The organism is Grimontia sp. AD028 (genome assembly GCF_000973155.1).
GTDB lineage: Bacteria > Pseudomonadota > Gammaproteobacteria > Enterobacterales > Vibrionaceae > Enterovibrio > Enterovibrio indicus.
This window is the reverse complement of sequence record NZ_LASY01000061.1, coordinates 1-12632: the sequence shown is the minus strand read 5'-3', so window position 1 is coordinate 12632 and position 12632 is coordinate 1. Positions and strand designations below refer to the sequence as shown.

General features: G+C 41.9%; 11 protein-coding genes. 8 read left to right on the top strand and 3 right to left on the bottom strand.

Annotation, left to right across the window (positions count from 1 at the left end; all coding sequences use genetic code 11):
• Nucleotides 1-209 precede the first annotated feature (209 nt).
• The 3 genes from RN22_RS24520 to RN22_RS13925 all read right to left on the bottom strand — a co-directional run bounded on the left by RN22_RS24520 (nt 210) and on the right by RN22_RS13925 (nt 4673).
• The gene (locus RN22_RS24520; protein ID WP_052737544.1) at nt 210-1499 is read right to left on the bottom strand and encodes a HupE/UreJ family protein; all 1290 of its coding nucleotides are present in this window, start codon (nt 1497-1499) and stop codon (nt 210-212) included.
• Nucleotides 1500-1558: 59 nt separating this feature from the next.
• Nucleotides 1559-2161, bottom strand: a complete 603-nt coding sequence (locus RN22_RS13930) for a VOC family protein (protein WP_156168209.1) — start codon at nt 2159-2161, stop codon at nt 1559-1561.
• A gap of 559 nt (nt 2162-2720) precedes the next feature.
• Nucleotides 2721-4673 carry a sigma-54-dependent Fis family transcriptional regulator gene (locus tag RN22_RS13925; protein ID WP_052737543.1) on the bottom strand — a complete coding sequence of 651 codons (1953 nt, stop codon included), beginning with the start codon at nt 4671-4673 and terminating at the stop codon, nt 2721-2723.
• A gap of 331 nt (nt 4674-5004) precedes the next feature.
• Here RN22_RS13925 and RN22_RS13920 point away from each other — a divergent pair, with 331 nt between their 5' ends.
• From RN22_RS13920 to RN22_RS13885, 8 genes are all read left to right on the top strand, one after another.
• Entirely contained in the window at nt 5005-5991 is a 987-nt protein-coding gene (locus tag RN22_RS13920; RefSeq protein WP_046305204.1) for a thiamine pyrophosphate-dependent dehydrogenase E1 component subunit alpha, read from the top strand.
• 26 nt (nt 5992-6017) lie between these two features.
• Complete coding sequence (locus RN22_RS13915; RefSeq protein ID WP_082111414.1) at nt 6018-7040, top strand: alpha-ketoacid dehydrogenase subunit beta; 1023 nt, start codon at nt 6018-6020, stop codon at nt 7038-7040.
• Nucleotides 7041-7042: 2 nt separating this feature from the next.
• Complete coding sequence (locus tag RN22_RS13910; protein ID WP_046305201.1) at nt 7043-7282, top strand: biotin/lipoyl-containing protein; 240 nt, start codon at nt 7043-7045, stop codon at nt 7280-7282.
• Between the two features lie 2 nt (nt 7283-7284).
• Entirely contained in the window at nt 7285-7953 is a 669-nt protein-coding gene (locus tag RN22_RS13905; protein ID WP_046305198.1) for a 2-oxo acid dehydrogenase subunit E2, read from the top strand.
• A gap of 2 nt (nt 7954-7955) precedes the next feature.
• Nucleotides 7956-8738, top strand: a complete 783-nt coding sequence (locus RN22_RS24515) for a lipoate--protein ligase family protein (RefSeq protein ID WP_052737542.1) — start codon at nt 7956-7958, stop codon at nt 8736-8738.
• The gene (locus RN22_RS13895; protein ID WP_046305196.1) at nt 8686-9261 is read left to right on the top strand and encodes a twin-arginine translocation pathway signal; all 576 of its coding nucleotides are present in this window, start codon (nt 8686-8688) and stop codon (nt 9259-9261) included. Before RN22_RS24515 ends, RN22_RS13895 begins: the two co-directional genes overlap by 53 nt.
• Nucleotides 9262-9284: 23 nt before the next feature.
• The gene (locus RN22_RS13890) at nt 9285-10865 is read left to right on the top strand and encodes a GMC family oxidoreductase (RefSeq protein ID WP_046305193.1); all 1581 of its coding nucleotides are present in this window, start codon (nt 9285-9287) and stop codon (nt 10863-10865) included.
• A 321-nt stretch (nt 10866-11186) separates the two neighbouring features.
• Nucleotides 11187-12461, top strand: coding sequence for a porin (locus tag RN22_RS13885; protein WP_046305191.1), 1275 nt, complete (start codon nt 11187-11189; stop codon nt 12459-12461).
• Nucleotides 12462-12632: the final 171 nt, after the last annotated feature.

Below are 12632 nucleotides of genomic sequence, written 5' to 3'. Positions count from 1 at the left end.
TTCGTTCCACGACCTCATTGCTCTGAGAGTGCGGTGCATTCTTAGATCTGAGGAAACTAATTACTCAAACAACTTTAAGGTGCTCGAATTTAGAGGACAAGTTGGCTGAAAGACTGTAATGAAGAAGCAGGTGTTTTGACCGGCCCATCAGGGACGTAATAGAGTATTTTTTAAAATCCTCGGTCCCTTCTAAACCGAACACTGGCCGTCTACAGATACTTTACTTCCGCCAATAGCAAGAGACTACGCTCTGAAACCCAAAATATAGACACAAGAATCGCAGTCAAGGACACCCACCTAGGAAACTGCAATCGTTGAAGCGGGCCGACCCATCGCTTGAAGAGCAGCATAACAGCAAATATCCCGTAGATAACCAACTGTCCTAGCTCGATTCCAAGGTTGAACGCAAAAAGATCCAAAATGCTTAATCCACCAGCCTCGCCGACTAATTCGTTAAGAACAAAAGAAAAGCCGAATCCATGAATAAGCCCAACAAAGTAGATTGCCAAGTAACCAAAGACTTCTTGACGTTTTAATAACACCGCAATCGCCGCATAGAGAATTGTGAGCGCTATCAAAATCTCTATAGCGGGTATAAACCAGCCACCAACCGGTACCAGTCCATAAAGACCCATCGCGAGAGTGATAGAATGTCCGAAAGTAAATGCTGTGGCACGCTTCAGAGTCTGTATCCAACTCGTTGATGCAAGTGCAATTAGAAGTACAAATAGCACATGATCGAGGCCAATCAAAATATGCAGCACACCATTACGCAGGTGATAGATGAATGCTTCGACGGGTCCACGTTCAGGCTCAAATTGAAGATGCAATGCGCCGATTGAACTGTACGTGCTGGATGTCCCTTCTAGAGAGTGTACTTGTAAGATATTCGCTAATTTTTCAATGGCGTTTAGATGAGTTCCCAAGTCGCTATCTATCGTATAGCTGTCATCAAGGGTTGCGGCGGGAACAAACAAACGAATATCGATGCTACTTTCGAACAAGTTGCTCACATCCGCGTCCACCACAACGTCACCGCTAGTGAAAGATTGTTCTGCGAGCTGAAGCGAACTAAATGGTTTCCGTCGGTCACTGTTGAAGATGTGAACATGAGTGACTTTCAGTGCATTCGTTGGTCGACTAGCATGCTTGAGTGCATAATTATCCGTCACCAACTGACTAAACGCAGGAAATTGCTGTTTTATTGCGCTTCCATCCACAATGTATTGCGTACCCTCTTCTGTTTGTCTCCGATACGTAAAGGGGACACTCTGAAGGGAGTCCATACCTCTCCAATTTTTATCTAACATTAGTAAAGGAAGCGGCATTCTTAATAGAATCTGTAAACCGTCTTGTTTCTCAGAAATATGAATAACTCGAGGTTCAAAATGTGTGAAGTGAGCATAGGCATTTTGAGCATTCATAAAGAACAGAATCAAGGTGGCAGAAATTATAAATTTATAGGTGAGATATAATCCTTTATGTACTATCGCTGTCATATAGGCCTTCCTTAAAAAGCAGAGGGATATTATCACCTCTGCTTTGTATAAATGGTTAATTAGTAACGAGGATCCCACATTCTGCTTTTTGTTGTTTTCTCGTAACCCTGGCCATATGGGTAACTAACAATTTCCAATTGCATCCCCCAAGGCGCCATAAAATAAACCCACGTTAACCCCTCCATACCTGTATCAGTAAACGTGTGGGGTTTCGCAAGAATTTTTACACCCTTGCTCTCCAGATAGGCGACCGCAGCATCCATATCGTCCACGTAAAAGGCGAGATGGTGGCCACCAATATCGCTATTTTTTGGACCTGCGGATTTCTGGTCTGGCGAAGTGTATTCAAAAATCTCAAGTGAAACTCCGTTACCACAACGGACAAGGTGTGCAATATCGATAACAGCTTTTTTATGTACGTTCAGATTCTCTGTCATCCAATCATCATCGAAAGGGCCAAAAGGACCGATAGTGTAAAAAGCCTCACAGCCAATAATATCGACGAAAAAGTCCACGGCTTCCTGCGCATTAGGTACGGTAAAACCGAGGTGTTGAGAGCCTCGCATACCCGGAATAGCCGCTTGGCTAGGAATAGACATAATCAATGCTAATAGCACACCAATAAAAGAGAATGAATGTTTAGTTATCCGTTTAGTTTTCATATCAATGTATCCTTTCAAAATAAATGGCATATATTGACCTAAGTCAAAATATTAAACGGCAATAAGTATGCCAAACTCAGTGCCACTTCCTCACTCTACATTTAGAGTTGTTTTTATCACGAAAAACAAGACGTTATACTGAAATGTATATACTTTAATAAGCATATTAAGGATGAGTCATACATATTTCTCAAGACGAATTGACACACAGTGTCTCACGCATTGCTACACGGCGTATCAAAAACTTCTTTACGATTAAAATAAGGCATCTAGTGTTTTTTTGAATGCGGTTATTCTTCAGGTAAGCACATTTAAAAATAACATTTACATTATAGCAGACCTTACTAGAGTTAAATTGGCGTGAAAATAATAATAAGAATGAATATGCAGGATAATAAAAATTTGATTTTTTAACTATATTTCAAGTGATTTTATTGGGAATTTATATAACGTACTAATAGCAGCACGTCATATAATTCAACAATGTATACAAAGAGTGCATGATAGACTAGAAAACACAACCTAGCTGTAAGTTATCAGGCTATTCATTTCTATCACGCTACTCGTCAACCAAGAGGTTATACTTTTTTAATTTTCGATGTAATGTTGAACGACTTATATTTAATGCTCTAGCCGCACGCGTAACAATCCATCTATTTTCTGTCAAAGTTTCTATTATTTTATTAGCTTCGGAGAGCTCTCTTGAGGACAAATTTGAGCATCCCACACTAGGTGATAACTCAGGAGGTAATATGGAATTTTTAGCTTCTTGTTGGAGTAATAACTCTTCGGGGAGGTCAGCTATGTCAATTTCACTGCCTTCACACACGCACATCGCATATTGAAGAGCACTTTTTAGCTGACGTATGTTACCCGGCCAATGATAATCACATAGCCTTCTTATCACTGGTTGACTCAACGCAAATTTTTGCGTAAAGCCATCACTTATTTGTATCTTTTCCACCAGTGAATTGATGATCTCTGTTTTATCGCCCCGTTCTCTAAAAGCAGGTAACTCTATATTCACCCCACTTATTCGATAGTAAAGGTCTTCTCTAAACTCTCCTTTTGAGATCAGCTCTTTAAGGTCTCTATGGGTCGCACAAATAACGTGAAGATTGACTTGTACTGGTTCGTTTTGCCCTAACGGGGTTATCTCACTTTCTGCGATTACCCTCAGTAACCTGGCTTGAAGCGCTATTGGCATATCTCCTATTTCATCGAGAAAAAGAGTTCCTCCATCACTAGCCAGAATTTTCCCAACTTTCCCACCCTTCAATCCACCAGTGAAAGTTCCTGAGGTATAGCCAAACAGTTCACTTTCAATGAGAGACTCTGGTATCGAAGCACAGTTAAGGGTGATAAATGGCTTATCTTTTCTGTCACTGCTTTTATGGATTGCTTTAGCCCACACCTCTTTCCCCGTACCAGTTTCACCTTGCAGGAGAATGTTGATTTTACGATTAATGGTTTTTAAACAGATAGAGGCTTTTTGTACTAACTTTTCATCTTTACCCGCACACTTCATCAACTCAGAGTTTATCTTTGAACTATCAATTGATAGTGGCTTTCTTTTCGTCTTTCTAGCCTTACTCTCGTCCGTTGGTGATAAGTTAGCTAACCACAATCCATAACCACTTGGGGAGCCATGACACCTTACTGGTTTAACATTTCCAGACAAAACCTCATTAATCTCAATCCCAAATAATGAACTAATTGAAAAACCAATAATTTTATGCTCTTGATTGACATTAAATATTGATAACGCAGAAGTCGTTGCCGCACACACAATACCTTCATAATTTACTGCGACTAGAGAAGTGCTCTCAGTACAACTTCTTGATTGCTCAGACAACAAAGAAAAAATCAGATACTCAGATGAGTATTTCTTTTTGAATAGTAAGGTTTCCACTTTGTTTGCTGTTTCACATACTGTGTTCAACGCAAACCCTTGCAGCCGTTTATTGCCTTTCGCAAATGCTGAAACGTCTAAAACACCGAATATCTTTCCATCCGGGCCAATTAGCGGGGCAGCAGAGCACGTGAGATGCCTAAACGAGTTAGAAAAATGGTCTCCTGCAAATACAGTAATAGGACGTCCAGTTTCTAAACACGTTCCCACCCCATTTGTACCCGCAACAGACTCTGACCATACGGAGCCATTACCCAGTCGCTCATCACCAAGTTCCTTTGCCACGTTAGAATCTAAATACCTTTCTACTACTACTCCCTTGTTATTTGTAACTAGTACACAATAACCAGAATTTTGAGCAGTTAAGCGCAGTTTATCGAGTAGTGGCATCGCATCGATGAGATATTCGTTTATGCGTTCTTTCTCTTCTTTAAGTTCTAATTCGCTAACCCTATCGATAGAAGGAAGTTCATAACAATCAAGATGATGCACCTGATCACATCGGTGCCATGACGTTTTAATATCGGAAACACCTGGAGTAATATCGCGCACTAAATCACGTTGAGAACTTGCATTAGCTTGCCTTGGATAACTTCTCATATACCCATCCTTTTGTTTTCAGCTTAATCCATTTAGCTCGTTAACTAGATAGCAAATCAGAGTTATTTATCAAGAACACATTAACAAAGCAATTACATAATCTCAGTATTGATAATCAATTTTTAATATGAATCATAGCGTCGCACCTGTTGCGCCACACTGTCGCATCCTCCTGTCTCAATATTTATTTATCAGGCCAAGAATATTTAAGAAATCCATATATTTCAGACATATAAAAATTGGCTTAAGTCTTGCTATTTGCTAACAGCAGGTTTCATTTAAGGCCTGAGATGGAAACAAAAATATTAATAGTCACTAATGGAGAAATAAAATGAAGCCAAATAAAGAACAACAATTGTGGATGTATGAGCACATGCTCATCAGCCGTTACTTTGAGGAGTGTATTGAAAAAATATACATGGAAGGCAAATCTCCGGCATTCAATATGGCAAACGGTCCAATTCCAGGAGAAATGCACCTATCAAATGGCCAAGAACCTTGTGCTGTTGGTGTGTGCGCCCATTTGACAGATCAAGATGTTGTCACATCAACACATAGACCTCATCACGTTGCAATATCCAAGGGGGTCGATCTTAAAAAAATGGCTGCAGAAATCTTTGGTAAGAAAACCGGCCTTAGTGGAGGCAGAGGCGGCCATATGCACATCTTTGATGCCGAGGTCAATTTTTCCTGCTCAGGAATTATCGCCGAAGGCATGGGCCCTGCTGTAGGTGCTGCACTCTCACGACAGCTTTCTGGTAGACCCGGTGTCGCTGTTTCCTTTATTGGCGAAGGTGCTGTCAATCAAGGAGCCTTCCACGAAGCGTTAAATCTAGCATCAATTTGGAAGTTACCTGTTGTCTTTGTCATCGAAGACAACGCCTGGGGAATATCAGTTTCAAAAGCTGACTCCACTGCAGTGATAAAAAATGACGTTCGTGCTGCTGCATACGATATGCCCGGTTATCACGTGTCCAATAATGATCCAAACGCCATTTTCTCCGCTGCTGGTCGCGCAATTCAGAACGCACGCGATGGAGGCGGCCCTTCATTGATCGAGATCGAAACTTACCGTCTTGCCGGCCATTTTATGGGAGATGCAGAAGGTTATAGACCCGATGGTGAGAAAGAGGCTTTGTTCAACAAAGATCCAATTAACAGAATGAAATCCCAGTTAACTGAACTGTTTAACTGGACCGAAAGTGAAGACATCGCATTAGTTGAAAAAACTCGTCTTCAGGTTGATGAGGCAATTCAATTTGCTCGGGACAGCGAGTATCCGGCCCCAGAAGAAGCTTTAGAGAAAGTATTTGTTTAGAAATCATTCTTAAAGGAACTAGGAAGATGAGTCAGACAAAAGTTAAAGAAAGAAAACTCACTATCGCACGAGCAATGGCAGAGGCCGTCGCTCAGGAAATGAGAACTGATGATCGCGTATTTGTAATGGGTGAGGATATCGGTCAGTTAGGAGGTGTATTCGGCAATACACGCGGTTTACATGAAGAGTTCGGCTCAAAGCGCATACGGGATACACCAATCTCCGAGACCGCTTTTATTGGTGCAGCAGTTGGGGCTGCATCGGATGGGATGAGACCCATCGTTGAGCTTATGTTTGTCGATTTTTTTGGTGTCTGTATGGACGCTATTTACAATTTAATGGCTAAAAACACCTATTTCTCGGGAGGCAATATCCCCGTCCCTATGGTGCTAATGACATCTACGGGTGGCGGCTACAGTGATGCAGGCCAGCACTCGCAGTGTTTACACGGTACCTTCGCTCATTTACCCGGCATGAAAGTGGTGGCCCCCTCTAATGCTTATGATGCTAAGGGGCTCATGCTCGCCGCCATTAGAGACCAAAACCCCGTTGTGTTTATGTTTCATAAAGCGCTGCAAGGAATGGGATGGTTAGGTACGGAGCCTGATTCTGTTGTTCATGTTCCAGAGGAACAATACATTGTTGAAATAGGCAAAGCCAATGTAGTGAAGGAAGGGACTGATGTCACCATTGTTGGTATTACGTCTGGTGTTCACCATGGTCTAAAAGCCGCTGAGCAACTCGCTAAAATTGGCGTCAATGCAGAAGTCGTTGATTTACGATCACTTGTTCCCCTAGATAGGGAGACTGTTCTCAACTCCGTATCCAAAACCGGCCGGCTCATCGTCGTCGATGAAGATTATCACAGTTACGGAATGTCTGGAGAAATCATCGCTTCAGTAGTGGAAAGTGGAATCAAACTTAAATCTCCCCCTCAACGAATCGCATACCCAGATATTCCCATTCCTTTTTCAAGACCAATGGAACAGTGGGCACTACCTAACGCAGAAAAAATCGTCACCGCCTACGGGAAAATGGAGAACAAGTAACAATGAATATGGAAATAAAAATAGCAAATGACCTTTGGGAAGAAGATGAGGAAGGCGTTATTACAACCTGGTTTGTGAGTAACGGTGGCGATATTGAAAAAGGTGAAGTTGTCGCTGAGGTAATGGTACAAAAAATTCAATATGAGATTTTTTCACCAGCCACAGGCCAAGTAACAATCATCAAAAAACCCGATGAAACCGTAAATAAAGGCGACATTATTGGGTTGGTATCAGGAGATTAATAATGGGTGATCAAGTTATCCCTTTAAGAGGGGTAAGAGGTATGATCGCTGTTAATATGAGGCGTAGCCTTGATGAAGCAGCCCAATTAACACACCATGCCTCTTGTGATGTGACCAACTTACTTCAATACAAAGAGTCTCTGAGTCAGAAAGGTTTCAAGGTCTCTGTTGAAGACTTATTTTGTAAATGCCTTATAGATGTATTGAAAGACTACCCTTTCATGAATGGACACATCGAAGAGAACAATATTTATTTGAGTGAATCCATTCATCTTAGTATAGCTATCGCTCTAGAAGATAACCTCTTGGTTGCACCAACTATCTTTGAAGGACAAAACCTATCTTTGATTGAGATTAATCAATCAAGAAAGGAATTGGTTAAAAGGGCAAGGCAAGGAAAGTTATCCATAGCTGAAATGACCAAAGGAACTTTCACTATAAGCAATCTGGGGTTAAGTCGAGTTGAGCATTTCACGCCTATTATCAATATCCCACAAATTGCGATCCTGGGTATTGGTCAAACCGTTAAACGGCCTATCGTAAATAGCGATGGAGATATCGAAACACGCTCAATTGTTGGGTTGTCTTTAACATTTGATCATCGTGCTGTTGATGGCGGGCCTGCTGCAGCGTTTCTCTCCTCTTTATGTGAAAGAATCGAGCAGGTGTGAATATGGTTTTTGAAGAGCATGTTTCTTTGGAAGTCATTGCCCCTAGCCAAGGACTTTCTCAAGAGCTGACCTTATTTGAAAGAGTGGCCAACAATGAACTTGATTGCGCGTTAAAGATATGGAGATGCTCAAATTCTGTCGTTGTGCCCTATTCGATAAGTCAACTCGATCAGTTTAGCTATGCCCAATCTTGCTTAGCGCAACTAGGTTGGCCGGTGATAACCCGTCAGACTGGAGGAGATGTTGTTCCACAGTCACCAGGCTCAATAAACGTCGCCTTGGTTTTCAAACTGGATAAAAGCAACTTCAGCATAGCGGAAAGCTACCAAGTACTTTGTGAACCCATCATTCATGCGTTAGCGAAGTTAGGCATAAATGCAACATGCTCTGCTCTATCAGGCTCATTCTGTAATGGCGATTACAACATTACTTCAAATGATCAAAAGCTAGTAGGCACTGCCCAGCGTCGAAAAAAGGTAAAAGGTTGCAATGAAATTGCCGTGCTTGTACATGCGGTTATTTTATGCACAACCAACACCTATGAACTCTGGTCAATTGCCAATGAATTTTACAATAAATGCAATATCCAAAAATACATCGAATTCACTAAGCAAACTTCAATACGGGAGTTAACAAGTAACCATATTGAAAGTGATTTTGGACTAATGAAGAACATCACTAGAGATATTTCAAATGAAGTAAGAAAAAACATGACAAGCAAAGAGGTATCATATGAAATTCAACTTCAAAAAGAAAAAAGTAAACTCTGTCATTCCTATCGGTAACAAAGCACTGTCTCGAAGGAACTTCCTCACTAAAGGATCCATTGCCATCGCTGGTGCTAGTACTCTTGTACTTGGGATAGGAGGTGCAGTAGTGCCCGCTCCTGCATGGGCAAGCAGTGCTATAGGTATGCATACCAGTAGTACTCTGTTAACCATGTCTCGAGATATATATCCTCACGATGATCTTGAAGACAAATATTACACAAGGTTATTAACACCGATTGGTGAGCAAGCTAAGAAAGACGAATCACTCAAGTCATTATTGATTAATGGCGTGGAAGAGCTAGATAGGCTTTCTTTTGAAAAATTCAATAAGAAATATATAGACCTAAAAAAAGAGGAGGACAGAGTTAGTATTCTTCGCGACTACGAAAACTCAGCCTTCTTTCAAAAAATAAAAGGCACCATGATGATGGGTTTATATAACAGCCCAGACCTATGGCCATGGTTTGGTTATGGCGGTTCGTCATGGGAGCAAGGTGGATATATAAACCGCGGGTATCAGGATATTGATTGGATTTAACTAAATTATAAAAGGATGTAGTAATGTCAAATAAATTCAGACTAGATGACGACAGTTTAGTTGTTATCATCGGATCCGGTGCCGGTGGAGGCACACTGGCGAATGAGCTTGCACAAAAAGGTATCCGCTCCGTTGTTTTAGAAGCAGGAAAACGCTTTACACTCGGCGATATCGATAATGATGAGTGGGGAATGTTTGGAAAAATATCTTGGCTAGACAAACGCATTTCAACTGCACCATCCCGTTTAGCCAAAGATTTTCCCAATCTGCCTGCTTGGATTGTAAAAGGCGTTGGCGGTTCAACTATGCACTGGGCTGGTGTTGCCATGAGATTCCAAGAACACGAATTCAAAATGAAAACGACCAATGGCGACATACCAGGTGCGAATGTTCTTGATTGGCCCATCACGTTGAAGGAGCTTGAACCTTATTACGTCCTAGCAGAAAAGAAAATGGGGGTATGTGGTACAGAATCAACTGGCATGCCTTTCCATGGCAAAAGTAGTCACTACAAAGTTGTCGAAGCTGGCGCCAAAAAGATCGATGCTCACTGCGAACAAGCAACATTGGCCATCAACACTCAACCCCGTGAGGGAAGACCGCCCTGCCAAGTGATGGGCTTTTGCATGCAAGGCTGCAAAATTGGCGCTAAATGGTCAACGATGTATACAGAGATCCCTCAAGCAGAAGCCACTGGGCATTGCGAGGTACGCCCAGAGTCCATGGTTCTAAAAATTGAACACAACAAACAAGGTAAAGTAACTGGAGTTCTCTACGCAGATAAGGAAGGTAATAAGCATTTCCAAAAAGCCCGTGTCATAGCCGTTGCAGCTAACTCCATAGAATCACCACGCCTACTGCTTAACTCAGCCTCAGATATGTTCCCAGAGGGATTAGCAAACTCATCCGGTCAGGTAGGCAAAAACTATATGACGCATACCACGGGTGGAGTCTATGCGGAATTTGAAAAGCCTGTTCACATGTACAAAAGTACTGTCGTACCTGGCATTGTAAAAGAGTGGCAAGACAACGATCCCAAACGCGGCCACTATGCGGGCTATGAGTTGGAAATCTTGCACCTTGGCCTCCCCTTCATGTCGGCCTTTTTAAACCCAGGTGTGAGTGGCTGGGGAAGAGAGGTATCAGAATCGCTACGTAATTATGAAAAGATGGCTGGTTTCTGGATTTGTGGTGAAGATATGCCTGTTGAGCAAAACAGTATAACGCTTCACGCGACAGAAAAAGACCAACATGGCCTACCCGTGCCTGTTGTGTATAAAGCTGATCACATCAACGATACCCGAATGCGGAATCATGCCTACCAGAAGTCAAAGGAGCTTTTTGAATCAGTAGGTGCCATTAAAGTCAGCAATTTGCCTGCATATCCTGCTAGCCACAACATGGGCACCAACCGAATGAGTGAGAAATCTCGGGATGGCGTTGTTAACTCTTGGGGGCAATCACATGATATTGACAACTTGTTCATCTCCGATGGCAGTCAATTTACGACGAGCGCAACAGAGAACCCAACCCTAACAATCGTAGCACTTGCAATAAGACAAGCAGACTACATTGCAAAGTCAATGAAAAGTAAAACCATCTAAATACATAAGAGCCATCTGATAAATGATGGCTCTTACTTTATCAACATTCATCAATATTATTGCGCACTTAAACCCACCTAAAAAAATAAAAACCCCTCAATATCATCTCATTTCTTAAAAAACAAACCTTAATAAAATAGAACACTAGCATGTCTTTATTCAGATCAAACCCTCAGAAATAAAATGATTTCATATTTAAATTCAGCAACACACTGTCGCAATTAAGGTGAAGCAGTAAAGACATTTTGTTGCATTAATTTAATTGAAACAAATTTCACACAATGCCAGTAATGCCATGTTTTTATTGAAAAATAAATTGCAATGGCAATTGGCATCACCATTGCAAACAAAGGAATGGACAACAAACAAAACATTAACAAGGAGTGTCTTGTGAAAAAGCATAACTACCCGGTGGCAATCGCTTTATTAATCTCACCTTATGCAATGGCTGAAATTCCTGTATACGATAAGGATGGTTATACATTTGGTGTTGATGGTTGGGTTATTCTAAACGCCAGTTCAACAAGAGGAGATGCAGAAGGTAACGACGCCTTTAGAATTACTTCCGGTGATTCACCAAACATGGTTGGTTTTAATTTCGGTGTTCCTGAATCTCAAGGGATCAAAGCGAGTGCCCGATTAGGGCTAAGAATTAACCCTCACTCTGGTGAAGGCAACTATAAAAATCTAGGTAATGTCGGTTCTACAGCGTCAAAGTCGCTCGACCCTAGGGAAATTTATGCCACTTTTGATGGCGATTTCGGTCAAATCGTCATAGGTAAACAATACAGTATTTTTAATGGCCGTCCTGTTCTTGCGGATGCTTCAGTGCTAGCGGGGGGCTTTTTTGTCTACGATATTGCAAACGATGGTGGCGCTCTGGGTGCCGGTTCATTACATTCAGGCTACCTGTACGCGAATTTTAACAGCGGCATTCGTTATAACTCGCCGACAGATTCTTCAGTAAAATTCTCTGTTGGCCTGTATGACCCAAGTACCATTCAATCCATACTTCCTAGTGTTAAAAGCACGCCTGTCGCATCAAAAACGACGTCTCCACGATTTGAAGCTGACCTGTCATATGGTCAGGATTTTGAAGGTGGCAACTTTCTCCTTTATGCAGATACGATTTACCAATCTGCAGAAAACTGTACGGTCAGTGGCGTGACATGCGCTTCTGGAAGTAAAGTGGAAGCATCCGGTTATTCAGCCGGCGTAAGCCTGAACTACGGTAGCTTCAGCCTATTTGCATCCGGATTTAAAGGGGAAGGATTGGGCTCGGCTTTACAACTCGACTTTGACTCACTCGATGATTCAGGGCGCGAGCGCGAAAGCAGTGGCTATTGGCTGCAAACTACCGTCAATGTAACTACAGATACCTTACTACGTTTGAGTTACGGCGAAACAAAGATTGATCCCACCAACGCGACTGCTGGTCACAAAGCCAAGGGGACTGTTTTTGGTGTTTATCACAACTATAACGACCACATTGCCCTTTATACCGAAGTTGGCCGCTCAGAATTTGATTTAAATCCGGTGTTTGGAATAGCCACCGAGACTGACTATGTCACTGTCGGTACTCGATTTATGTGGTGAAGATAAAAATGTAACTGCCTTTTTTGCCCGCTAACAAGCGGGCTTTTTTGTCGCCTACCATTCACTCAGTAATTCGACAATTCAAAGGTAAATAGCCATTAGTTTGGGCGTATCAAGCCAGCACTAATGTGCTGGCTTTTGCATTTGGCGAGTTTGGTTCATGGTTCTCGA